General features: G+C 70.3%; 20 protein-coding genes. 11 read left to right on the top strand and 9 right to left on the bottom strand.

The genetic code is table 11. From position 1 onward, the window contains the following. Nucleotides 1-9 precede the first annotated feature (9 nt). Nucleotides 10-828, top strand: coding sequence for a phosphate ABC transporter ATP-binding protein (locus tag ACZ5J1_RS14170; protein ID WP_464559868.1), 819 nt, complete (start codon nt 10-12; stop codon nt 826-828). Between the two features lie 47 nt (nt 829-875). Here ACZ5J1_RS14170 and ACZ5J1_RS14165 read toward each other — a convergent pair whose 3' ends face one another. After that, on the bottom strand, nt 876-1,199 hold the full coding sequence (locus ACZ5J1_RS14165) for a hypothetical protein (protein WP_464559866.1): 324 nt from the start codon (nt 1,197-1,199) through the stop codon (nt 876-878). 57 nt (nt 1,200-1,256) lie between these two features. Between ACZ5J1_RS14165 and miaB the strand changes: the two genes are divergently transcribed. Continuing rightward, nucleotides 1,257-2,789, top strand: a complete 1,533-nt coding sequence (gene miaB, locus ACZ5J1_RS14160; protein WP_464559864.1) for a tRNA (N6-isopentenyl adenosine(37)-C2)-methylthiotransferase MiaB — start codon at nt 1,257-1,259, stop codon at nt 2,787-2,789. A gap of 13 nt (nt 2,790-2,802) precedes the next feature. Here miaB and ACZ5J1_RS14155 read toward each other — a convergent pair whose 3' ends face one another. Beyond that, complete coding sequence (locus ACZ5J1_RS14155) at nt 2,803-3,291, bottom strand: NUDIX domain-containing protein (RefSeq protein ID WP_464559862.1); 489 nt, start codon at nt 3,289-3,291, stop codon at nt 2,803-2,805. Next, the gene (locus tag ACZ5J1_RS14150; RefSeq protein ID WP_464559860.1) at nt 3,288-3,467 is read right to left on the bottom strand and encodes an antitoxin; all 180 of its coding nucleotides are present in this window, start codon (nt 3,465-3,467) and stop codon (nt 3,288-3,290) included. Before ACZ5J1_RS14150 ends, ACZ5J1_RS14155 begins: the two co-directional genes overlap by 4 nt. 71 nt (nt 3,468-3,538) lie before the next feature. On the opposite strand from ACZ5J1_RS14150, the gene miaA reads away from it, so the two are divergent. From miaA to hflX, 5 genes are all read left to right on the top strand, one after another. Beyond that, nucleotides 3,539-4,450 carry a tRNA (adenosine(37)-N6)-dimethylallyltransferase MiaA gene (gene miaA / locus ACZ5J1_RS14145; protein WP_464559858.1) on the top strand — a complete coding sequence of 304 codons (912 nt, stop codon included), beginning with the start codon at nt 3,539-3,541 and terminating at the stop codon, nt 4,448-4,450. Beyond that, complete coding sequence (locus ACZ5J1_RS14140; protein WP_464559857.1) at nt 4,447-5,046, top strand: MSMEG_1061 family FMN-dependent PPOX-type flavoprotein; 600 nt, start codon at nt 4,447-4,449, stop codon at nt 5,044-5,046. Before miaA ends, ACZ5J1_RS14140 begins: the two co-directional genes overlap by 4 nt. Then, nucleotides 5,046-5,882: a diaminopimelate epimerase gene (gene dapF / locus ACZ5J1_RS14135; protein WP_464559855.1), complete on the top strand. Its 837-nt coding sequence runs from the start codon at nt 5,046-5,048 to the stop codon at nt 5,880-5,882. The genes ACZ5J1_RS14140 and dapF overlap by 1 nt, the downstream gene beginning before the upstream one ends. A gap of 84 nt (nt 5,883-5,966) precedes the next feature. After that, nucleotides 5,967-7,532, top strand: a complete 1,566-nt coding sequence (locus ACZ5J1_RS14130) for an alkaline phosphatase D family protein (RefSeq protein WP_464559853.1) — start codon at nt 5,967-5,969, stop codon at nt 7,530-7,532. A gap of 45 nt (nt 7,533-7,577) precedes the next feature. Then, nucleotides 7,578-9,080 carry a GTPase HflX gene (gene hflX, locus ACZ5J1_RS14125; RefSeq protein ID WP_464559851.1) on the top strand — a complete coding sequence of 501 codons (1,503 nt, stop codon included), beginning with the start codon at nt 7,578-7,580 and terminating at the stop codon, nt 9,078-9,080. A gap of 108 nt (nt 9,081-9,188) precedes the next feature. On the opposite strand, the gene ACZ5J1_RS14120 is transcribed toward hflX, so the two are convergent. The 5 genes from ACZ5J1_RS14120 to lexA form a co-directional block, all read right to left on the bottom strand. Continuing rightward, nucleotides 9,189-11,159 (bottom strand): ATP-dependent DNA helicase, encoded by a 1,971-nt coding sequence (locus ACZ5J1_RS14120; RefSeq protein ID WP_464559849.1) that lies wholly within the window; start codon nt 11,157-11,159, stop codon nt 9,189-9,191. A gap of 69 nt (nt 11,160-11,228) precedes the next feature. Next, nucleotides 11,229-13,031 carry an MXAN_6640 family putative metalloprotease gene (locus ACZ5J1_RS14115; protein WP_464559847.1) on the bottom strand — a complete coding sequence of 601 codons (1,803 nt, stop codon included), beginning with the start codon at nt 13,029-13,031 and terminating at the stop codon, nt 11,229-11,231. A gap of 73 nt (nt 13,032-13,104) precedes the next feature. Next, the gene (locus ACZ5J1_RS14110; protein WP_464559845.1) at nt 13,105-14,460 is read right to left on the bottom strand and encodes an alkaline phosphatase family protein; all 1,356 of its coding nucleotides are present in this window, start codon (nt 14,458-14,460) and stop codon (nt 13,105-13,107) included. Beyond that, nucleotides 14,457-16,364, bottom strand: a complete 1,908-nt coding sequence (locus ACZ5J1_RS14105; protein WP_464559843.1) for an alkaline phosphatase D family protein — start codon at nt 16,362-16,364, stop codon at nt 14,457-14,459. Before ACZ5J1_RS14105 ends, ACZ5J1_RS14110 begins: the two co-directional genes overlap by 4 nt. 82 nt (nt 16,365-16,446) lie before the next feature. After that, on the bottom strand, nt 16,447-17,157 hold the full coding sequence (gene lexA, locus ACZ5J1_RS14100) for a transcriptional repressor LexA (RefSeq protein WP_464559841.1): 711 nt from the start codon (nt 17,155-17,157) through the stop codon (nt 16,447-16,449). Between the two features lie 229 nt (nt 17,158-17,386). On the opposite strand from lexA, the gene ACZ5J1_RS14095 reads away from it, so the two are divergent. Continuing rightward, nucleotides 17,387-17,743: a LysM peptidoglycan-binding domain-containing protein gene (locus tag ACZ5J1_RS14095; protein WP_464559839.1), complete on the top strand. Its 357-nt coding sequence runs from the start codon at nt 17,387-17,389 to the stop codon at nt 17,741-17,743. A gap of 121 nt (nt 17,744-17,864) precedes the next feature. Here the strand turns inward: ACZ5J1_RS14095 and ACZ5J1_RS14090 are convergent, their stop codons facing one another. Further along, the gene (locus ACZ5J1_RS14090) at nt 17,865-18,224 is read right to left on the bottom strand and encodes a hypothetical protein (protein ID WP_464559837.1); all 360 of its coding nucleotides are present in this window, start codon (nt 18,222-18,224) and stop codon (nt 17,865-17,867) included. A 239-nt stretch (nt 18,225-18,463) separates the two neighbouring features. On the opposite strand from ACZ5J1_RS14090, the gene nrdR reads away from it, so the two are divergent. From nrdR to ACZ5J1_RS14075, 3 genes are all read left to right on the top strand, one after another. Beyond that, a complete protein-coding gene (gene nrdR / locus ACZ5J1_RS14085; RefSeq protein WP_464559835.1) occupies nt 18,464-18,970 on the top strand; it encodes a transcriptional regulator NrdR in 507 nt (168 codons plus the stop codon). A gap of 168 nt (nt 18,971-19,138) precedes the next feature. Then, nucleotides 19,139-22,051 (top strand): vitamin B12-dependent ribonucleotide reductase, encoded by a 2,913-nt coding sequence (locus tag ACZ5J1_RS14080; protein WP_464559833.1) that lies wholly within the window; start codon nt 19,139-19,141, stop codon nt 22,049-22,051. 109 nt (nt 22,052-22,160) lie between these two features. Further along, nucleotides 22,161-22,598, top strand: coding sequence for a hypothetical protein (locus ACZ5J1_RS14075; protein ID WP_464559831.1), 438 nt, complete (start codon nt 22,161-22,163; stop codon nt 22,596-22,598). Nucleotides 22,599-22,641 lie beyond the last annotated feature (43 nt).

Here is a 22,641-nt window from a genome sequence, read left to right as displayed (position 1 = left end):
AATCAGTCCATGACCGCGCTCGCTGTCGTCGCTCCGGAGTCCGCGCCCATCACGGCGCGGGCTCTGGAGGCGGACGCCATCTCGGCCTGGTTCGGGACCCGCAAGGTCCTGGACCGGGTCTCGCTGACGATGCCGGCCGGGCAGGTCACCGCGCTGATCGGCCCCTCCGGGTGTGGCAAGTCCACGTTCCTCCGGATCCTCAACCGGATGCACGAGCTGGTCCCCGGGGCGTCCCTCGCCGGTCAGGTCCGGCTCGACGGCCACGACATCTACGACGAGGACCGGCAGCTGACCGATGCCCGGCGGGCGATCGGGATGGTCTTCCAGAAGCCCAACCCGTTCCCGGCGATGAGCATCCGGGACAACGTGCTGGCCGGCCTCTCGCTGACCGGCACCCGGATCAAGAAGGACGAGGCCGAGGCGCTGGTCGAGGTGTCGCTGCGCCGCGCCGGGCTGTGGGACGAGGCCAAGGACCGGCTCGCCCAGCCCGGGTCGGCGCTGTCGGGCGGACAGCAGCAGCGGCTCTGCATCGCCCGCTCGCTGGCGGTCTCCCCGCAGGTGCTGCTGATGGACGAGCCCTGCTCGGCCCTCGACCCCACCTCGACCCGCGTGGTGGAGGAGACGATCCTCTCCATCGCCGAGGAGGTCACGGTCGTGATCGTGACGCACAACATGCAGCAGGCCCGCCGGGTCTCGAGCCAGTGCGCGTTCTTCCTCGCCGAGCACGGCACCCCCGGCGTCATCGTCGAGCACGGCGAGACCGAGGCGATGTTCGCCGACCCGATCGACCCCCGCACCTCGGCCTACGTCAACGGCCACTTCGGCTGATCATTCGCCGAGATGGCCCGTCTGGTCCGCCGAGATGGCCCGTCTGGTCAGCGTCGGCGCGCGGCGATGACGATCGCCACGGCGGTCGTACCGATGAGCGCCGCCACCACCGGCCAGCGGGGGAGATCGCCCTGGCCCTGGCTGCTCAGCACCGCCCGCTGCGCCTGACTCGACAGCACCGCCCCGTCGGACTGGTGCGACAGCACCGATCCACGCGACTGGTGCGAGCCGAGAGAGCCGAGCGACATCGACGACCCGATCGAGAACGCCGAGGCGAACGAGCCCACGCTCCCGATCGACGCGACCGAGCCGACACTGCCGATCGACAGCACCGAGCCGCGTGACCACAGCGAGAGCACCGAGTCCGTCATGGAGCCACGATCGCAGATTCCGAGCGCACCGGCGCGCCGCCGTACCCTTGAACCGCTATGTCGACGACCGAAGCCCCGCTCACGACCCCTGACGGCCCGCGCACCTACGAGGTGAAGACGCACGGCTGTCAGATGAACGTGCACGACTCCGAGCGCCTCTCCGGCCTGCTCGAGGGCGCCGGCTACGTCCGCTTCGACGGGGACTCCATGTCCGGCGACGCCGCTGACGTCGTGGTCTTCAACACCTGCGCGGTGCGGGAGAACGCCGACAACAAGCTCTACGGCAACCTCGGCCACCTCGCGCCGGTCAAGGCCAGGAAGCCCGGCATGCAGATCGCCGTCGGCGGCTGCCTGGCGCAGAAGGACCGGGACACGATCACCACCAAGGCGCCGTGGGTCGACGTCGTCTTCGGCACGCACAACATCGGCTCGCTGCCCGTGCTGCTCGAGCGCGCCCGGATCGCGGAGGAGGCGCAGGTCGAGATCCTCGAATCCCTCGACGTCTTCCCTTCGACCCTGCCGACCAAGCGTGAGTCGGCCTACGCCGCCTGGGTGTCCATCTCGGTCGGCTGCAACAACACCTGCACCTTCTGCATCGTCCCGAGCCTGCGTGGCAAGGAGAAGGACCGCCGCCCCGGCGAGATCCTCGCCGAGATCGAGGCGCTGGTCGCCGAGGGCGTCAGCGAGATCACGCTGCTCGGCCAGAACGTCAACGCCTACGGCGTCGAGTTCGGTGACCGGGAGGCGTTCTCCAAGCTGCTCCGCGCCTGCGGTGAGATCGAGGGCCTGGAGCGGGTCCGCTTCACGTCGCCCCATCCCGCGGAGTTCACCGACGACGTGATCGACGCGATGGCCGAGACCGCCAACGTGATGCCGAGCCTGCACATGCCGCTCCAGTCCGGGTCGAGCAAGGTGCTCAAGGACATGCGCCGCTCCTACCGGCAGCAGAAGTTCCTCGACATCATCCACAAGGTGAAGGCCTCGATCCCCGACGCCGCGATCACCACCGACATCATCGTCGGCTTCCCGGGCGAGACCGAGGAGGACTTCCTCGAGACGCTCAAGGTGGTCGAGGAGTCGCGCTTCTCCGGCGCCTTCACGTTCCAGTACTCCAAGCGCCCCGGCACCCCCGCCGCCACGCTCGCCGACCAGGTCGAGCCGGCCGTCGTCTCGGAGCGCTACCAGCGCCTGATCGCCCTGCAGAACCGGATCGGGCTCGAGGAGAACCAGGCCCAGGAGGGCCGCACCCTCGACGTCATGGTCGCCGAGGGGGAGGGCCGTCGCGACGACGTCACCGGCCGGCTCTCCGGCCGCGCCCCCGACAACCGGCTGGTGCACTTCGCCGCCGGCGAGCTGCAGTACGGCGTCGACGTACGACCCGGCGACGTGGTCACCGTGACCATCACCCGGGGAGCGCCGCACTACCTCGAGGCCGACGGTGCCGTGCACGCCGTGCGTCGCACCCGCTCGGGCGACGCCTGGGAGAAGCGTCAGGGAGCGCCCGCGTCCGACGCGAAGCCGACGGTCGGGCTCGGGCTGCCGACGGTCGGTGTCCCCGCGCCGCTGCCCGAGGCCCCCGTCTGCGGCTGACCCGAGCCAGCGGTCAGAAGCCGTACGCGACGTACGGCGGCACCGGGTCGCCCCCGGCGAGCTGGGCGCTCAGCAGGCCGAGCAGGTGCTCCTCGTGCGGCACCATCGGCTGGGGGAGCGCATCGATCGGGAACCAGCCCAGGGCACTCGCCTTGTCCGGCTCCTGGATCGTCGGCTCGCCCTCCCACACGTGGGCCGTGAAGAAGAGATCGATCCGTTCGTCGATCGCCTCACCGCCGGCGGTGCGGTGCATCGAGGTGCAGAACTCGGCGCCGATGCCGCACAGGCCGAGCTCCTCGGCCGCCTCGCGGGCCACGGCGACGTACGCCGTCTCGCCCTGCTCCACGTGCCCGGCCGCCGCTGCGGCCCAGTGGCCCGCCATGTAGGGCACACCGGGTCCGCGCTCCTGGAGGAGCACCTCGGTGCCACCCGGTCCAGGACGCAGGAGATAGAGATAGGCCGCCGGGACGACCACGAACCGATCGTGGGGCTGGGCGCTCACTCCAGTCCGAGCTTGTCGGTGAGGGCGTCGGCGGCGGCGTCGACCTGGCCGTCGAACTTGCCACCGGTCTTGTCCGAGATCACGTCCTTGGCCTTCTCCACACCGTCAGTGACCTCGTCCTTGTGGTCGCCGGCCAGGTCCTTGGCCTTGTCCATCGCATCGTCGAGAAAACTCATCGTTCGTCCCTTCCGTCGGTCCGATCCGGAGCGGTCCGCGGGTCGGATCGCCTCCCTGAAACACTAGACCCGTGCAACCCATCGTCGCCGTGGTCGGAGCCACGGCCGCCGGCAAGACCGGGCTCAGTCTCGACCTGGCCGAGGCGCTGGGCGGGGAGATCCTCAACACCGACGCGATGCAGGTCTACCGGGGGATGGACATCGGCACCGCGAAGCTGCCCATCGCCGAGCGGCGCGGCATCCCGCACCACCTGCTCGACCTGATGGACCTCGACCAGCTGGCCAGCGTCGCGGAGTTCCAGACGATGGCGCGCGCTCTGATCATCGACCTGCGCTCGCGCGACCTGGCCCCGGTGCTGGTCGGTGGCAGCGCGCTCTACACCCGCGCGATCCTCGACCGGTTCGAGTTCCCCGCCACCGACCCGGCCGTCCGCGCCCGGCTCGAGGCCGAGCTCGAGGTCGCCGGGCCGGCGCCGCTCTTCTCGCGGCTCCGCGAGCTCGACCCGGTCGCGGCGGAGCGGATCGATCCCGACAACGGCCGCCGGATCGTCCGTGCCCTGGAGGTCATCGAGCTCACCGGCGAACGCTTCTCCGCCCGGCTCCCCGTCCCGGAGTACGTCGACGCGCACACGATCCAGATCGGCGTGAGGATCGACCGGCCGGCCCTCGACGAGCGGATCCGGCTGCGGGTGCACCAGATGTTCGAGGACGGCTTCGTCGCCGAGGTCGAGGCGCTGATCGCCCACGGCCTGCTGGACTCCCGCACGGCCGCCGCCGCGATCGGCTACCGCGAGGTCGCGCAGCACCTGGCCGGCGTCCTGACGCGGGAGCAGGCGATCGAGCGCACGGTGATCAAGACGCGGCAGTTCGCGCGGCGTCAGGACCAGTGGTTCGCCAAGGACGAGCGGGTGGTGTGGGTGGAGTACGACGACCCCGAACGCGTCGGAAAGGCGATGGCCGCGATCGCTAGGCTGGTGCGGTGAGCCAGCAGGGAACCGTCCACGAGATCTCGACCATCGACGAGCTGGTCGGGATCCTCGGCGAGGCGCACGAGCGCACGCTGACCAAGGGGCGCCCCGCGCTGATCCAGGAGGACCGCGACTGGCTGGCGGCCTCACCCTTCTGCGTGCTGGCCACCGCTGCGGCCGACGGGACGTGCGACGCCTCGCCGAAGGGTGACCCGGCCGGCACGCTCGTGCACGTGATCGACGAGCGCACGATCGCGATCGCCGAGCGTCCGGGGAACCGGCGCGCGGACGGCTACCGCAACATCCTCACCAACCCGCACGTCGGGGTGATCTCGATCATCCCCGGACGTCCCGAGACCCTGCGGATCAACGGCCGCGCCCGACTGCTCGCCGACGCGCCGTACTTCGACGAGCTGGCCGTCCGCGGACGCCGGCCGGTGATGGCGCTCGAGATCGCGATCGAGGACGTCTTCCTCCACTGCGCCAAGGCGTTCCTGCGCAGCGGCCTGTGGGAACCGGACACGTGGGCGGCCGACGCTGCCCGCGTCGAGGAGAGCTTCGCCGAGCGCGACCGCCAGTCGGTCGAGCTCTACGGACAGGGGCTGTACTGATGAGCTACCCCTTCCTCAAGGGCCACGGCACCCAGAACGACTTCGTGCTGCTGCCCGACCACGACGGCACCGTCCACGGCGACCTGGCCGACGAGCGGGTCGCGGCGCTGTGCGACCGGCGTGCGGGGATCGGCGGCGACGGCGTCCTGCGGGTGATCCGGACCGCGGTGATCGACGCGGCGCAGGCCGCGGAGGCGGAGTGGTTCATGGACTACCGCAACGCCGACGGCTCGATCGCGGAGATGTGCGGCAACGGGGTCCGGGTCTTCGTGCGGCACCTGCTCGAGGCCGGCCTCGTCGACGCCGGTGAGCCGGTGCCGATCGCCACCCGCGCGGGGATCAAGACCGTCTCGATCGTGGGCGACGAGCTGGTCGCCGACCTCGGCACCCCGCTGCTCCTCGACTCCAGCGCGGTCAGCGTGGGGGACTGGACCTGGTCGGCCCGCCACGTCGACATGGGCAACCCGCACGCGGTCGCCTTCGTCGAGGACCCGCTCGGCCTCGACGCCCGGGGCCCGGTCGGCACGTTGCTGGACGAGCCGGTCTACGACCACGACGTGTATCCCCGGGGGGTCAACATCGAGTTCGTCCACCGGGTCGCGCCGAGACACGTCGCGATGCGGGTGCACGAGCGCGGCTCCGGCGAGACCCAGTCGTGCGGCACCGGCGCTGCCGCGGTCATGGTCGCCACCGCCGACGCCGACGGGGCACCCCGCGACACGCCGTACCTGGTGGACGTGCCGGGCGGTCGCCTCACGATCACGTGGACCTCGGCCGACCGGGTGCTGCTGCAGGGTCCGGCGGAGATCGTGGCCTCCGGAGTCACCGACCTCTGAGCGTGACTCAAGTTCACCGGGGGATCGGCGACCTGACACCTGGGCGGTGCCCGCAGGACGGACGCGCGCACTTGCCTGCTGCCTGTGACGCTCGTGGGCCGTCGAACGACTCTCGCTGCAGGACTCACCGTCGGTGTGCTGCCCGGACTGATGGCGGCCAGGTGGGTGGGCGACGGTATCGACAACCGCCAGGCCGCCGCCCTCGTCCGGGGTCGGATCACGCAGCCGACCTCGGTACGAGCCGGTGACGTCACCACCGACTCCGCGGTCATCTGGGCGAGGAGCGGGAGCGAGGTCGGTCGCCTGCACTGCCGTCTCACCAGCAGCGGCCGCCGGGTCGGCAGCCTCCGCGGCGGCGTGGCCAACCCGGGCAACGACTTCACCGCCCGACTCCACCTCACCGGGCTCGAGCCTGGCCGCGAGTACGTCGCCACCACCTGGTTCGCGCACCCCGACGGCACCCGCGGAGAGCCGAGATCGACCACGTTCGCCACGGCGTCCGACGTCCCGGCGCCGACCAGCTTCGTCTGGAGTGGTGACTCGTGCGGCCAGGGCTGGGGGATCGACGAGTCACGCGGCGGGCTGACCGGCTACGCGGCGGTCCACGCGCTGCGGCCCGACTTCTTCCTCCACGTGGGCGACCACATCTACGCCGACATGCCGATGAAGGAGCACGCCCACGACCGCTGGGGGAACTCCTGGACCAACCTGCTCGACGAGTCGGTCACCAAGGTCGCCGAGACGCTCGAGGACTTCCGCGGACGGCATCGCTACCCGCTGCAGGACCGGAACGTGGATGCGCTCTACGCGACGGTCCCCACCGTGGCGATGTGGGACGACCACGAGACGCTGAACAACTGGTACCCCGGCGAGGTCGTCGACGACGACCGCTACCGGATCGAGCGCCGGTGCGACGTCCTGGCCGCGCGCGGCAGGCGGGCCTGGCAGGAGTACATGCCGGTGCCGCCGACGGTGCTCGGCGCGACCGGTCGGATCTACCGGAAGGTCGCGCGGGGTCCGCACCTGGACCTGTTCTGCCTCGACATGCGCTCCTACCGCGACGCCAACGGGACCAACACGTCGGACGACCGTGATCCGGAGCGGGGCATCCTCGGGTGGGAGCAGGAGCAGTGGCTGGTCCGTGAGCTCACCCGCTCGACGGCGACCTGGAAGGTGGTCGCCTCCGACATGCCGCTCTCGATCGCCACCTCGCACGCGGACGACCGCGACTCGGTCGCGCAGGAGGACGACGGGGCGCCGCGAGGGAGGGAGATCGAGATCGCCCGACTGCTCGCCGCGCTGCAGGCCAACGGTGTCCGCAACGTCATCTGGGTGACCGCCGACGTGCACTTCACCGCTGCCCACCACTACGCCCCCGAGCGTGCTCGGTTCACCGACTTCGACCCCTTCTGGGAGTTCATCTCCGGCCCCATCCACGCCGGCACGTTCGAGACCGCGACCCCGGACGCCACGTTCGGTCCGGAGGTGGTGTTCTCCCAGGGGAACACCTCGGACCTGCTGGCGATGTCGCCGGCGGAGGGGAAGCAGTACATCGGTCAGGTCGAGATCGCGATCGACGGACGGCTCACCGTGACGCTGCACAGCGTCGGCGAGGGCCCGCTCTGGACCCGCTCGTTCGACCCCGCTTGATATCGAGTACGTCGACGGCCGTTGCCGACGTACGCTGGACGTCTCATGACTGCACCACGCGACGCTGAACTCACGACCGATCTCGACGACTCCGCCTTCACCCTCGACGCCGAGCTCGACGAGACCGAGAGCTGGGACGAGCTCGTCCCGGCCGACGGAGACGACCCCGAGGACGAGCCCACGCTCGGTGCGATGGAGCTGGCCGAACGGCACGCGCTGCGCCGGATCGCGAGCCTGCGCACCGAGCTCGAGGACATCACCGAGGTCGAGTACCGCCAGCTCCGGCTCGAGCGGGTCGTGCTCGTCGGCGTGTGGTCCTCGAGCGCCCAGTCCCAGGTCGACGTCGAGAACTCGATGGCCGAGCTGGCCCTGCTCGCCGAGACAGCCGGCTCGGAGGTGCTCGAGGCGATCTACCAGCGCCGGCAGGCCCCGGACCCGGCGACGTACGTCGGTCGGGGCAAGGTCGAGGCGATCCGCGAGATCGTCCAGGCGACCGGCGCGGACACGGTGATCTGCGACGGTGAGCTCGCGCCGTCCCAGCTGCGCAACCTCGAGGACAAGGTCGGGGTCAAGGTCGTCGACCGCACGGCGCTGATCCTCGACATCTTCGCCCAGCACGCCAAGAGCCGGGAGGGTCAGGCGCAGGTCGAGCTGGCCCAGCTCAGCTACATGAAGCAGCGCCTGCGCGGATGGGGTGGCAACCTGTCGCGCCAGGCCGGTGGCCGGGTCGCCGGCGGTGCCGGGATCGGGTCGCGTGGTCCCGGTGAGACCAAGATCGAGAACGACCGGCGCAGAATCAACACCAAGATCGCCAAGCTGCGCCGTGAGCTCTCCGAGATGAAGGGCACCCGCGACACCAAGCGCCAGGAGCGCCGCCGCCACCAGGTGCCGGCGGTCGCGATCGCCGGGTACACCAACGCCGGCAAGTCGTCGCTGCTCAACCGGCTCACCGGCGCCGGCGTGCTGGTCGAGGACGCGCTTTTCGCGACGCTGGACCCGACCACGCGCCGCACCCAGGCCGCCGACGGCCGGGTCTACACCGTCTCCGACACCGTCGGCTTCGTCCGGCACCTGCCGCACCAGCTGGTCGAGGCGTTCCGCTCCACGCTGGAGGAGGTCGCCGACGCCGACCTGATCGTGCACGTCGTCGACGGCTCGCACCCTGACCCCGAGGGCCAGCTGGCCGCCGTGCGGGAGGTCTTCGCCGAGATCGGCGCCTCCGACGTGCGTGAGCTGGTCGTGATCAACAAGGCCGACATCGCCGACGAGATCGTGCTCGGCCGGCTTCAGCGCAACGAGCCCGGCTCGATCGTGGTCTCGGCCAAGACCGGTGCCGGCATCGCCGAGGCGATCAAGGCGGTCGAGGCCGACCTGCCCCGCCCGGCGGTCGAGTTCCACGCCCTGCTGCCCTACAGCCGCGGCGACCTGGTCAACAAGATCCACCAGGCCGGCGAGATCGACACCCTCGAGCACACCGCCGACGGCACCCTGATCAAGGGCCGCACGTCGGAGGGCCTCGCCGCCGAGCTGGCCGACTTCGCGGTCTGACCCGACCCGTCGCCGACTTGAGGGTTCGGGGCGTCGACTTGAGGCTTGTTGGTGCAGCAACCCTCAACTCGGCTGCAGCAACCCTCAAGTCGGCGGAGGGGAGAACGCTCAGGTCCCGGCGGCGAGCCGCTTGAGCGCTTGGCGTACGACGGCGGGGTCGGTGGTGGACCACATCGGCGGCAGTGAGGCGCGCAGGAACGAGCCGTAGCGGGCGGTCGCGATCCGGGGGTCGAGCAGGGCCACGACGCCGCGGTCGGTGGTGGTCCGGATCAGGCGCCCGGCGCCCTGGGCCAGCAGCAGCGCGGCGTGGGTGGCGGCGACCTGCATGAAACCGTTGCCGCCGGCCTGGTCGGCGGCCCGTTGGCGCGCCGACATCAGCGGGTCGTCGGGGCGGGGGAACGGGATCCGGTCGATCAGCACCAGCTGGCATGTCTCACCCGGCACGTCGAGGCCCTGCCACAGCGTCAGCGTGCCGAACAGCACCGTGTGCGGGTCGGCGACGAACTGGGCGGCCAGCTCGGGCAGCTGCGCCTCACCCTGAGCCAGCGTGGTCAGGTGGGGGAGCCGGGAGCGGACGTGCTCGGCGGCCTGCTCGGCGGCGCGCCGGGACGAGAACAGCCCGAGCGTGCGGCCGTCGGCGGCGTCGATCAGCTCGGTGATCTCGTCCAGTTGCTGAGCCGCCAGACCGTCACGGCCGGGCGGAGGCAGGTGCTTGGCGACGTACAGGATGCCCTGACGGCCGTAGTCGAACGGTGAGCCGACGTCGAGGGCCCGCCACGGCATGATGTCCTCGGTCCGCTCCGGGCCGTCCAGCTCGGCCGGCTTCAGTCCGAGGGTCGAGGCGATCCCGGTGAAGTCGCCGCCGAGCTTGAGTGTCGCCGAGGTGAAGACGACCGTTTTCTCGGCGAGCAGCTTGTCGCGCAGCTGCCCCCAGACCTGCAGCGGTGCGACGTGCAGCCTCAAGCCGCCGCGGTCGCCGCCGTCGCTGAGCCACAGCACGTCTGACTGGGCCCCCGACGCCATCCGCTCGGCCACGCCGTAGACGTCGGAGACCATCGCCTTGGCCTGCTGGACGCCCGCATCGGCGGAGTCGTCGTTCTGCTTCGGGAAGGCCGAGATCGCTGCGCGCGCGGCATCGCGGACCTGCGCGAGCGCGTCGAGCAGGTCCGGGCCGAGCGAGTCGATCCGGCCGACCGTCGTCTCCAGCATCGCCAGCTGCAGCGCATCGGCGGCATCACCGAGCGCGTCGACGGCGCGGTCCTCGGTGACGTGGCGACGGGCGCGGCGCGAGGCCCGGTCGACGTCACCGAAGGTGAGCTCGTCGGTCGCGGCCTGGGTGACCCGGGCGACCAGCTCGTGCGCCTCGTCGATCACCACGGCGTCGTACTCGGGGATCATCGGGATGCCCTCGATCGCGTCGATCGAGAGCAGGCTGTGGTTGGTCACCACCAGGTGCGACTTGGCGGCCTTCTCCTTGGCCCGCTCGGCGAAGCACTCCATCCCGAACGGGCACTTGGCCGCACTCAGGCACTCGCGCGCCGAGACCGAGATCTGGCGCCACTCCCGATCGGTGTGCCGGGGCGCGGAGTCGCGCTCACCCGTCGCGCCCTCGCTGACGGCCGCGGCCTGGGACTCGGCCCACTCGCGCAGCTCGAGCACCTTCGCGGCCATCCCGGTGACGGCGATGTCCATGGTCAGGGTGCCGGTGTCGTCCGGCACGCCCTCCCGGATCCGGTGCAGGCACGCGTAGTTCGAGCGGCCCTTCAGGACGGCGTACGACGTGTCGAGCTGCGGCTGGTCGGCGAGCGCCTCCACCAGGCGGGGCAGGTCGCGCTCGATCAGCTGGTGCTGCAGGGCGAGGGTCGCGGTGGCGATCACGACGCGCTGGTCGTGCAGCAGGCTGGGGACGAGGTAGGCCAGTGACTTACCCGTGCCGGTGCCGGCCTGGACCAGCAGGTGGCGTTCATCGACCAGAGCCGTGCCGATCGCCTCGGCCATCTGGATCTGTCCCTCGCGGGTGGCGCCACCGAGGCCCTCGACCGCCTCGGCCAGCAGTGCGCTGACGGGGGACTCACTCACCGCGCCACCCTAGCGGCCGAGGGGTGCCTCGGCCCGATCGGCGGGGCCGTTCCTGTGGAGGACCGGGGTTCAGGAGCGCAGCGTCCAGCGCGACAGCAGGTTGTCGTGCCGCGGGGTGCCACCGCAGGAGTACCCCCAGCGGTCGTTCGAGCACGAGCTGAAGCTCTGGTTGGCGTTGACCAGGGTGAGGTCGACCCAGGCGACCCGGCCCGACGAGAACGGCACCCGGACCTTGCCGTTGCCCTTGCGGGAGAGCTTGATCCAGCGCACCGACGAGTGCCCGTCGCGGAAGCGGACGGTGGCGATCGCCGCGGTTCCCAGGGACCGCTTGGCGAGGTCGACGGTGATGGTTGCCTTGTGGCTGCGCTTCCGGATCGCCTTCGGCCGGAACCGGACGGTGGAGGAGGCGAGGTGGTCGATCCGGGCCGCGCCGGACTTCTTCCGCCCGGCCTTGGCGAAGACGTTGCGGCGTGGGCTGCTCGCCGGGTAGGCGGCGCCACCGCGATAGGTGGCCGCCGGTCGCAGGTTCGCCGCGGAGAAGCTGGCGAAGACCCGCGGCAGCGTCGCTCCTCGGGTCGCCAGCGCCGAGGAGACCGCCTGGATGGAGTACTGGTCGGCGCGGAGCGAGTCGGCGTACTCCCACATCACGCGCACCAGGTTGGGGATCGCGCCGGTGCGGGTCGGGAAGCGTTGGGTGAGGTACTCGAAGAAGATCCAGTCGCCGTACTGCAGGAACCCGCCGTTGCCGTCCCAGGTGTCGATCGACGTGGTCGGGAAGCGCAGCGGGGAGTAGGGCAGGTACTGCCGGTTGTCCGGGATGGCGGGGAAGAGCTGGCGCTCGGCCCAGGTTGCGGTCGCCTCCATGAACCAGGAGTCCTCGAGCGCGTCGTAGGCGAACTGCACGGCGTGGAAGTACTCGTGCGCCGCGGTCACCTTGAGGATGTCCGTCGGGGTCTCGCCGGGGTATCCGCGGAACTGCTTCAGGGAGTAGTCGTTGTCCAGGACGCAGAACGCCGGCACGTCGCCGTGAGCGGTCGGGTAGACCAGCCGACCGCTGTCGTTGAGGTCGTAGGCGCAGTACCCGTAGGCGCCGGTGCCGCCGAGGTCGGCCAGGTAGACGTCGACGTTGCTGTTCGCGCCCCACACCGGGCGGGTGGCGGTCTGGTAACCGCTCGCGGCCCACTCCGGGTTGAGCTTCGGGGTGCCGTTGGGGTTGGTGACGGGGTTGCCCTGGTCGTCGTAGAGGTACCGCTCCACCTGGGCGCCGTCGGTGCCGACCGGGAACAGGTCGGTGCGGGCGGCGTCGGCCTTGGGCCGGCGGTAGCCCGCCTTCGAGTACGCGCTGCTGATCCCGGCCAGGACGGGAAGGACGGTCGAGGTGGCCCAGGTGTCGTCGGTGGCGTCGGTCTTGAGCGAGGTCCGCGACTGGGTCACCGAGGAGCTCGCGGAGCGCCAGTGCAGGCAGACGATGCCGGAGCAGGCATCCTTCACGCCCGGCTCGCCGTCGAAGTAGGGGCGCTGGAACTGGGCGTACGCGGAGTGTCGGTCCAGCCGCGGCAGCGCTGCCAGCTGCAGGGACAGGTCGCGCAGCGGGATCGTCGCGTCGCCGGCCGACTTCGTGCCGCTCGACGCGGGTGCGTCGCCCTGGAGCAGCGCTTCGACGTCATCGAGGGTCTCGGTGGCCGTGTCGCGCTCGGCGGGGGTGATCCCGTCGGTCGCGACGTTCTGGTCGCCCCCGAGGAGGGTGGACGGTGCTGCCGTCGACCCGCTCACGGACGGGTCGACCGGGGTGTCGTCGCCGACGGCCCACGCCGTCTGCGTTCCTGCGACGAGGGCCGTCGCAGTCACGAGGGTGAGGACGAGCCGGCGCATGCCCTCGACTATAGGCAGCGGCCCCAGCAGCGACCCAACCACCGCTGTGCCATCTACCCGATTCCTAGGAACTTCACAGTCGGGCCGATCCGACCCATCCGCCCGCCGGGGCGCGCAGGCCGAAGAAGGCGCCCACGGTCGGTGCCACGTCCAGCGTCGAGGCCAGGTTGCTACGCACCGCGGACTCCTTGACCGCGCCGCCGGCGAGGAAGAACGGGATCGGGCGGGTGGCGGGGTGCCCGTGGTTGCCCGGGATCGGGTTGGAGACCGGGTCCGGGTCGCTGAACCGCCACCCGGATCGGGCGTAGACGACCAGGTCGCCGCACAGCCCGCCGAGCTTGAGCTCGGCCGGGGTCCGCACTTCCAGGACGCCCGGGGTGGCGGTCGCCAGCGCCCGGATCCTGGCCAGGCCCGCTGCCTTCGCCGAGGCGGGACCGGTCCAGTAGACCAGGTCGGCGCCACCGTTGTCGGCGATCTGGAAGTGGCCCTTCACCGCGCTGTCAGCGTTGAGGACCGAGGTCAGCGTGATTGCCTTGTCCGGGGCGGACCAGTCCATCGAGTGGTCGGCGAGCACGATCACCAGGGTGTCGTCCCACGTCCCCCGCGCTTTCAACGTGTCGACGAAGCTCTTCACGACGGCGTCGGTGTTCGCGAGCACGAGCCGCCGAAGAACCGGGAGCGAGCTGCCGCCGGTGAGGAACTCGGTGAGGCCGGCGGTGAGGTCGGCGTGCCCGAACCGGTCGATGTCGCCGAGGTTGATGAACATGAAGTGCGGGTCCTGCTCGGTCACCATGCTGATCGCGGCCGGCATCGTCATCGCATCGACCTCGTGACCGGTGATCGGCAGAGCCAGCGTGGGCTCCCACTGGTACGTCGCCTGCCCGATGAACGTGTCGTAGAGGTAGGTCTTCGACAGCACCGTGCCGGTCGTGTACCCGGCCTGGTTGAGCTGCCGGATCACGGTGCTGCACCGACTCCGCGCCAGCCCGGCGATCAGGTCGCGGTCGTCAGTGTCACGGACCTCCCCGAGGGCCGCGTCGTAGACGCTGTTGGCCGGCACCCCGTTCTGGTCAGGGTGCACTCCCGTCATCATCATGACGTGGTTGGGGATCGTCTCCATGATCGGTTCCGACAGCGCCCGCGGGTAGCGGATCCCTGCGTCGCGGAGACCGGTGATCGTCGGCGTGAGCCCGAGGTCGAGCTCCTCGGGCCGGGTGCCGTCTAGGACGAGGACGTAGCAGCGCTTCGGGCTCCGGACCGCGGCGTCGGCCCGGGAGGACCCGGTGGCTCCGGCGACGGCCGAGACGCCGATCCCGGCCGCACCGACCTTGAGCAGGGTCCGGCGGCCCGTCTCGATCTCGACCAACCCGCGGGCGAAGCCCTCGGCGGGGTCGGTCGCGGACGACGTACCGGTGTGGTGGTGGCTCATGGGGTCGGCCCTCCGGCGAGTGGTGCGTTGACCTGGTGCACCTGACCGGTGCCGGTGCGGGTGGCCCAGGACTGGGCCCAGGAGAGCTCGGCGTTCCTGTCCGCGCGATCGGAGATGAACCACCAATCGGTCTGGACCCGGGCCGGGGTGATGTCGACGACCATGAAGCCGTGGTTGTTCAGGTCGAGGTACTTGATGTGCGGATTGGCTGCCCGCACGGCCGCGGCCGCCACCTGGCCGGCGGCGATCCCCGTCGGGGCACCCGCCTGGGACGGTACGACGTCCTTGATGTTGTTAGACGTGATCGACGGACCCACGAACTCGACGCCGGCGCTACCGCCCAGGAGCGGGTAGAGGTCGGTGTTGGTCGGGGGATAGGGCAGCTCGTTGCACCACGAGGTGTGGATGTCCCCGGTCAGGAAGACCACGTCGCGCACCCCCTGGTCGACGATGTGGTCGAACAGCTCGGTCCGGTCGTGGGTGTAGCCGTCCCACTGGTCGGTGTTGAGCGCCTGGGGGTTGGGCAGCTGGGCACCGGCGCCGAGCCCGTTGAGCAGGTCCTGCACGTTCGCGGGCAGGCTGGCGAGCTGCAGCGGAGCGATCGTGACCGGGTTGCCGACCACGCGCCACTGGGGAGCGGTGGGCGACAGGCCCGCCTTGAGGTACCCCATCTGGGCGGCACCGGTGAGGGTGCGGTCGGGGTCGTTGCTGGCCGCCCCGAGGATCGACGGCTGCTGGTCCCGGTAGCTGCGCAGGTCCAGCATGGTGAGCTCGGCGAGCTGGCCGAACCGGAACCGTCGGTAGACCGTCGGGCCGTCCCCGAGCGTCGCGGTGCCCTGCATCCGGATCGGCATCCACTCGTCGTAGGAGCGCACCGCCGCCGCGGTCCGCGCCGACCAGCTGCCCTCGGTGGCCGGGTCGTGGTTGACCGCGCCGGTGCGCCACGAGTTGTCGGCGCTCTCGTGGTCGTCCCACGTGGTGATGAACGGGTACTTCCGGTGGAGCAGGGCGAGGTCCGGGTCCTGCTTGTACTGGGCGTGCCGCTGCCGGTAGTCGGCCAGGCTCAGCATCTCGTGCGCCGGGTGGTGGGTGCGGACGTCGGTCTGGTCGGGTCCGTAGCCGTACTCGCCGGGACCGTACTCGTAGACGTAGTCACCCAGGTGCACGACGACGTCGAGGTCGTCCCGGTCGGCCAGGTGCCGGTAGGCGCTGAACCAGCCCGCCTGCAGGTTGGCGCAGCTGACCACCCCGAACCGCAGGTTCGCCGGGGTCGCTCCGACGGCGGGGGCGGTCCGGGTGCGGGCCACGGGGGAGGCCTGCGCCGTCCGCCACGGTCCCTGGAAGACGAACCGGTAGTAGTACGTCGTGTCCGGGCGCAGCCCGGTGACGTCGAGCTTGACGGTGTGGTCGCGGCCGGCCCCGGTGGTGAAGGTGCCGGCGTGGACGATCTGCCGGAACGCCGGGTCGGTGGCCACGTGCCACCGCACCCCGGACTCGGGGCCCCGCCCGGAGCCGGGGGCGGCGTCGGCGGTCGGGGTCAGGCGGGTCCACAGCACCACCCGGTCGGGAAGCGGATCTCCGGAGGCGACGCCGTGCTGGAAGAACCGGTGGGTGGCGGCGGGGGCGTTCGGGTTCGGCGGCGGGATGGTGGCCGCCGAGCCGGACCTCGTCATCGGACCGTAGCGGCGGTGCATCCGTGACAGCTCGGTGTGCAGGCGGTCGATCCGACGCCGCAGTCCCCGGCGCTCGCGGGCGGAGCCGCCCTGGCGCAGCCGCCAGCGGTCGTAGGCGAGATGCTCGTGCAGCCATCGGTGCCGTCGGCGGGCGGCCCGCGGCATCCGGGAGTCGGTCAGGTCGGAGTGCCAGGTCGGACCGACCGTGCGCTTCCACCGGGCGAAGGACATCACGACGCTCAAACGACTCCGGCCCCGTCGGGTGACGGGGCCGGAGGTGAACGGTCGGTGACGGCTTCGCCGCCCGAACGGGTCAGAGGCTGCGCAGCACGGCGGTGACCTTGCCGAGGATCGTCGCGTGGGTGCCGTCGATCGGCTCGTACGCGTCATTGTGCGGCATCAGCCAGACCTGGCCGCCCTTGCGCTGGAACGTCTTCACGGTGGCCTCGCCGTCGATCATCGCGGCGACGATCTCACCGTTGTTGGCCACCGATTGCGACCGGACCACGACGTAGTCGCCGTCGCAGATGGCGGCGTCGACCATCGAGTCGCCGCGGACCTCGAGCATGTAGAGCTCGCCGTCGCCGACGATCTCGCGCGGCAGCGGCATCACCGACTCGGTGTGCTGCTCGGCCAGGATCGGGCCACCGGCTGCGATCCGCCCGACGAGCGGGACGTACTGCGCCGGGGGAGCGGCGTCGCCGATGCCCGTCTGGTCGATCGAGCTGTCGTCGGCGCCGGAGATGGACCGGCGGGCCGCCATCACCTCGGGGAGGAAGACCTCCAGCGCCCGCGGCCGGTGGGGGTCGCGGCGGAGGTAGCCCTTCTCCTCCAGCACGCGCAGCTGGTGGGCGACGGAGCTGGTGGAGGTGAGTCCGACAGCCGCTCCGATCTCACGCATGCTCGGCGGGTAGCCGCGCTGCTCGATGGAGTCCTTGAGGGTGGCGAGGATGCGCTGTTGACGCGGGGTCAGGCCCGTGGCGTCGGCCGGCCCGTCGGGCAGCTCGGCGATCTTCTTGCTCATGGAAGCGACTGTAGCCGCATTTGTTCGAAAAAATGTTCGATGACACGCTTGAATCTGTTCGAACACCTGATCTAGTCTCGTACACGTGTTCGATCGAACGTGTGATCGATCGGGCCGCCGGAACCGCCTCGGAGGTCGCCGCACAGGTTTTGTCGGTGGCGATCTCTAGAACTGAGTCAGACAGCAGCACCGCAGATCACGTTCCACTCCACTTCCCCAGGAGATTCCCATGGCCACCATCACCTTGTCGCCGATCGACCTTCGTCCCGTGGCTCCCGCCACCCGGACCGCCCCGCGCTCGACCGTCCGCCTCACCCGGCGTGGGCGAGCCGTCGTCTTCGGTGTCGGCCTGGTGACGGCCCTCGGCCTGGGTCTCGGTCTGGCCGCCAACTCCACCGCCACCGAGCGTTCGGAGACGCTCGCCACCATCACGGTCGAGCCCGGGGAGACCCTGTGGGAGATCGCAGCGGCGGTCGCCGTCGAGGGGCACACCGGCGACATGGTCCAGCAGATCAAGGAGCTCAACCACCTCTCCGGTGGATCTCTCCAGGTCGGGCAGACCCTGCGGGTGCCGGCGTCGCGCTGATCGACAACTGAAAAGAGACGTCCCGCCGTGTGACTCGACCCCACCCGGCGGGATCAGCAAGGCGAGGGGCGTGGCGCGGAAGGGAAGACCGCTGCCACGCCCCTCGAGGCCTTCGAAGGGGTCAGCGCGCTGCGCGCTTGCCGCCCTTGGGGCGCTCGCTCGCCGGCACCCGGGGTGCTCGGGGTGCTCGGGGTGCCCGCTGCTCCCGGGGCGTCGCCGGGGCGATCAAGCCGATCGCTCGGGCCGCCTCGGTCGCGAAGGCGAGGCAGACGAAGAGCGCGGCGATCGCGCCGAGGGTCAGGGCGAGGGTCAGCCACCACGATCCGGACTCGCCGCCGCGGGCACGCGAACCGACCTCGATCGCCGACCAGACCAGGTAACCCCACAGGCCCAGGGCGACGATGCTGCCCGCGACGGGGACCAGTGCGCGACGTGGGAACGACCGCTTCTCGCGTGCCCCTGCACGCTTTCCTCCCGCCATCACATGGGCCATTCTGCCCAATTCCTGGTCAGCTCCCGCGACACGCCGATCCGAGGGCCGCATTCACTTGACGTGCGACGGCACGGAGGGTTTATGGTTACCACTACATCTAGTAGTTACAACGATGTAGTTCTCCACATCTAGTCCACAAGTTATCCACCGGCTCCTCCACAGGATGGGCCGGATCGGGTGCGGTCGGACCACACGAACAGCGAGCCGAGGAAGGAGTCGAGACCGCGATGCACTGCCCTTACTGCCGGCACACGGACACCAAGGTGCTCGACTCCCGCGTCGCCGACGACGGCGGCTCGATCCGCCGCCGCCGGACGTGCGTGAACTGCGAGAAGCGCTTCACGACCGTCGAGCTCATGCAGCTGACGATCGCCAAGCGCAGCGGCGCCTCGGAGCCGTTCAACCGCGACAAGGCGATCGCCGGCGTCCGGAAGGCCTGCAAGGGTCGTCCGGTCACCGAGGACGAGCTGGCCTGCCTCGGCCAGGAGGTCGAGGACGCGCTGCGCACCAGTGGCTCGGCCGAGGTTCCGGCGCACGAGGTCGGGATGGCGATCCTGGGGCCGCTGCGGCGGCTCGACGAGGTCGCCTACCTGCGCTTCGCCAGCGTCTACCGACAGTTCGAGTCCGCCGATGACTTCTCCGAGGAGATCGCGCTGCTTCGCTCCGAGCGCGCCTCGCTCGACGGCGCCGACATCCCGGCCGCCGAACTGCTCAGCCCGGCACCGCCCGGCTGAGCCCCCGGACAGGCCGGGCAGGTTGTGGGGAAGCGACCTGCCCGGCCTCACCAGCGCATCAGCTTCAGCACCACCAGCAACACCGCTCCAACCACCAGCACGACCACGACGTCGTACGACGCCCCCAGCATCACGCGACAGCAACTCATTCACAGACGGGAACCGGGAATGACCGAGGGTTCAATCGACACCGCCAGCGACGCGGGCAACGCGGCCGCAGGGCTGACCATCGACCGGGTGTTCAGCACCGAAGGTGTCCACCCCTACGACGAGATCAACTGGGAGCGTCGCGACGTCGTCCAGAAGAACTGGAAGACCGGCGAGACGGTCTTCGAGCAGATCGGGGTGGAGTTCCCCGACTTCTGGTCGCTGAACGCGTCGACCATCGTGACCACGAAGTACTTCCGTGGCGCGGTCGGCACCGACAAGCGTGAGTGGAGCCTCAAGCAGCTCATCGACCGTGTCGCCGACACCTACACCCTCGCCGGTGTCGAGCACGGCTACTTCGCCAGCGACGCCGACGCCGAACTCTTCGAGCGCGAGCTCAAGTGGCTGCTGGTCAACCAGTACTTCTCGTTCAACAGCCCCGTCTGGTTCAACGTCGGCACCGAGTCCCCGCAGCAGGTCAGCGCCTGCTTCATCCTCTCGGTCGACGACTCGATGGACTCGATCCTCAACTGGTACAAGGAAGAGGGCTTCATCTTCAAGGGCGGCTCCGGTGCCGGTCTGAACCTCTCCCGGATCCGGTCCTCCAAGGAGCTGCTCTCCTCCGGCGGCACGGCGTCCGGTCCCGTCTCCTTCATGCGCGGTGCCGACGCCTCGGCCGGCACGATCAAGTCCGGTGGTGCCACCCGTCGCGCCGCCAAGATGGTCGTGCTCGACGTGGACCACCCCGACATCGAGGAGTTCGTCCAGACCAAGGCGCGCGAGGAGGACAAGATCCGCGCCCTGCGTGACGCCGGCTTCGACATGGACCTCGGCGGTGCCGACATCACGTCCGTGCAGTACCAGAACGCCAACAACTCCGTCCGGGTCACCGACGAGTTCATGCGTGCGGTCGAGTCCGGCTCCTCCTTCGGTCTGCGTTCGCGCAAGACCGGTGAGGTGATCGAGGAGGTCGACGCCCGCGACCTGTTCCGCAAGATCTCCGTCGCCGCGTGGGAGTGCGCCGACCCGGGTCTGCAGTACGACGACACGATCAACGACTGGCACACCAACCCCGAGACCGGCCGCATCACCGCGTCCAACCCGTGCTCGGAGTACATGTCGCTCGACAACTCGTCCTGCAACCTGGCCAGCCTCAACCTGCTCAAGTTCCTCGACGACAACGACTCCTTCGACGTCGTCCGCTTCCAGCAGGCCTGCGAGCTGATCTTCACCGCGATGGACATCTCGATCTCCTTCGCCGACTTCCCGACCGAGGCGATCGGCCGCACCACCCGCGACTACCGCCAGCTCGGTATCGGGTACGCCAACCTCGGCGCCCTGCTGATGGCCCTCGGCCTCGGTTACGACACCGAGGGTGGCCGCGCCCTGGCCGCCGGCATCACCTCGCTGATGACCGGTGCCGGCTACAAGCGCTCCGCCGAGCTCGCTGCCGTCGTCGGCCCCTACGCCGGCTACGCCCGCAACGCCGAGGCCCACCAGCGCGTGATGCGCAAGCACCAGGCCGCCAACGACGCGGTCCGGTCGATCAACCCGGCGATCGACGCCCCGGTGATCAAGGCCGCCGAGCGCGCCTGGGCCGACGTCGTCGCCCTCGGTGCGGTCAACGGCTACCGCAACGCGCAGGCCTCGCTGCTCGCGCCGACCGGCACCATCGGCTTCATGATGGACTGCGACACGACCGGCATCGAGCCGGACTTCTCGCTGGTCAAGTTCAAGAAGCTGGTCGGTGGCAGCTCGCTGCAGATCATCAACCTGACCATCCCGCGGGCGCTCAAGCGCCTCGGCTACCAGCCCGAGCAGGTCGAGGCGATCGAGGCGTACATCCTCGAGCACGGTCACGTGGTGGACGCTCCGAGCCTCAAGCCGGAGCACTACGAGGTCTTCGACACCGCGATGGGCAAGCGCGCCCTGGAGCCGATGGGCCACGTCCGGATGATGGCCGCCACGCAGCCGTTCCTCTCCGGCGCCATCTCCAAGACGGTCAACCTCCCCGAGACGGCCACCGTCGAGGAGATCGAGAACGTCTACATGGAGTCGTGGAAGCTCGGCCTCAAGGCCACCGCGATCTACCGCGACAACTGCAAGGTCGGCCAGCCCCTGTCGGACGCCAAGTCGGACGTCAAGGACAACGCGGCCAACACCACCGCCGCCCCGGCGACCGAGGTCGTCGAGAAGGTCGTGGAGAAGGTCATCTACGCCCCGACCCGCAAGCGTCTGCCGAAGTCGCGTGTCTCGCGCACCACCTCCTTCACCGTGGGTGGCGCCGAGGGGTACATGACCTCCGGTGCGCACGAGGACGGCACGCTCGGTGAGGTCTTCCTCAAGCTCGGCAAGCAGGGCTCGACCCTGGCCGGTGTGATGGACGCGTTCTCGATCGCGGTCTCGATCGGCATGCAGTACGGCGTCCCGCTGGAGACCTACGTCTCGAAGTTCACCAACCTGCGCTTCGAGCCTGCCGGTCTCACCGACGACCCGGACGTGCGGATGTCGCAGTCCCTGATGGACTACGTCTTCCGTCGCCTGGCGCTGGACTACCTGGACTTCGAGCAGCGCTCGGCGCTCGGCATCTACACCGCCGACGAGCGTCAGCGTTACCTCGAGACCGGGTCGTACGACGCGACCGAGGAGACCGGGTCGGCCGCCGAGCTGATGGCCGCCCCCGTGGTCGCCTCGGCTCCGGTCGAGGTGCTGACCGTCGAGGAGCTCGACGCCGTCGAGACGCCCGCCGAGGAGGCCGTCACCGCGATGGCTGCCGAGGCACCCAAGGCGGCTCGGACCACGGCTGAGCTGCTCGAGCTGATCAGCGGCACCGCCGTGGACAGCCCGCTCTGCTTCACCTGCGGCACCAAGATGCGCCCCGCCGGCTCGTGCTACGTGTGCGAAGGCTGCGGCAGCACCTCCGGCTGCAGCTGACGTCGGATCTCATCACGCCGAAGGCCGGTCACCCATGCGGGTGGCCGGCCTTCGGCGTCCGCCTGCCTCTCGTTTATTCGTCAGGGTCATGGGGACCTAAGGTGGGAGGGTGTCGAGCCTGAACCTGATCACCCGAATCCATGTGTTGAGCGCGGTCAAGGCCCACGACCAGATGGGTGCGGAGGCCTTCCTGGCGGAGCAGGGCCTCGACGAGCCGGGGGAGACCCTCCTGGTCGAGCGCGGCAAGAAGTACGACGCCAGCGCCGTCGTTGCCGCGGCGTACTTCAAGGCCAACGGTGCGGTCGTCTCGGCCGAGGACGTCGCGAGCAAGTCCGCCAGCATCCTGCGGAAGCTGGACTTCACCGTCACGACGGCGGCCGAGCTCGCCGCTCCGACCGCAACGAAGCGGGTCCCCGGGACGCGCGCGGCTGCGCCCCGCAAGGTGGCGGCACCGAAGGCGCCGGTCAAGCCGGAGAAGGTCGCCCCGGTCTGCCCGCAGTGCTTCATGCAGCTGCCGGCCACCGGAGTCTGCAACTACTGCGACTGATCCGACCGCACGAGTCCGGCCAACACCGCACGGGCGGCGGCGT

The organism is Nocardioides sp. JCM 18999 (genome assembly GCF_055391175.1).
This window is presented reverse-complemented; position numbering and strand designations above follow the sequence as displayed.

Bases quoted from the DNA above. Each gene is read 5' to 3' on its own strand.
- ACZ5J1_RS14170 (WP_464559868.1), top strand. From the start codon at position 10: ATGACCGCGCTCGCTGTCGTCGCTCCGGAGTCCGCGCCCATCACGGCG.
- ACZ5J1_RS14165 (WP_464559866.1), bottom strand. From the start codon at position 1,199: ATGACGGACTCGGTGCTCTCGCTGTGGTCACGCGGCTCGGTGCTGTCG.
- miaB (WP_464559864.1), top strand. From the start codon at position 1,257: ATGTCGACGACCGAAGCCCCGCTCACGACCCCTGACGGCCCGCGCACC.
- ACZ5J1_RS14150 (WP_464559860.1), bottom strand. From the start codon at position 3,467: ATGAGTTTTCTCGACGATGCGATGGACAAGGCCAAGGACCTGGCCGGC.
- dapF (WP_464559855.1), top strand. From the start codon at position 5,046: ATGAGCTACCCCTTCCTCAAGGGCCACGGCACCCAGAACGACTTCGTG.
- hflX (WP_464559851.1), top strand. From the start codon at position 7,578: ATGACTGCACCACGCGACGCTGAACTCACGACCGATCTCGACGACTCC.
- ACZ5J1_RS14115 (WP_464559847.1), bottom strand. From the start codon at position 13,031: ATGCGCCGGCTCGTCCTCACCCTCGTGACTGCGACGGCCCTCGTCGCA.
- ACZ5J1_RS14110 (WP_464559845.1), bottom strand. From the start codon at position 14,460: ATGAGCCACCACCACACCGGTACGTCGTCCGCGACCGACCCCGCCGAG.
- ACZ5J1_RS14105 (WP_464559843.1), bottom strand. From the start codon at position 16,364: ATGTCCTTCGCCCGGTGGAAGCGCACGGTCGGTCCGACCTGGCACTCC.
- lexA (WP_464559841.1), bottom strand. From the start codon at position 17,157: ATGAGCAAGAAGATCGCCGAGCTGCCCGACGGGCCGGCCGACGCCACG.
- ACZ5J1_RS14095 (WP_464559839.1), top strand. From the start codon at position 17,387: ATGGCCACCATCACCTTGTCGCCGATCGACCTTCGTCCCGTGGCTCCC.
- ACZ5J1_RS14090 (WP_464559837.1), bottom strand. From the start codon at position 18,224: ATGGCGGGAGGAAAGCGTGCAGGGGCACGCGAGAAGCGGTCGTTCCCA.
- nrdR (WP_464559835.1), top strand. From the start codon at position 18,464: ATGCACTGCCCTTACTGCCGGCACACGGACACCAAGGTGCTCGACTCC.
- ACZ5J1_RS14080 (WP_464559833.1), top strand. From the start codon at position 19,139: ATGACCGAGGGTTCAATCGACACCGCCAGCGACGCGGGCAACGCGGCC.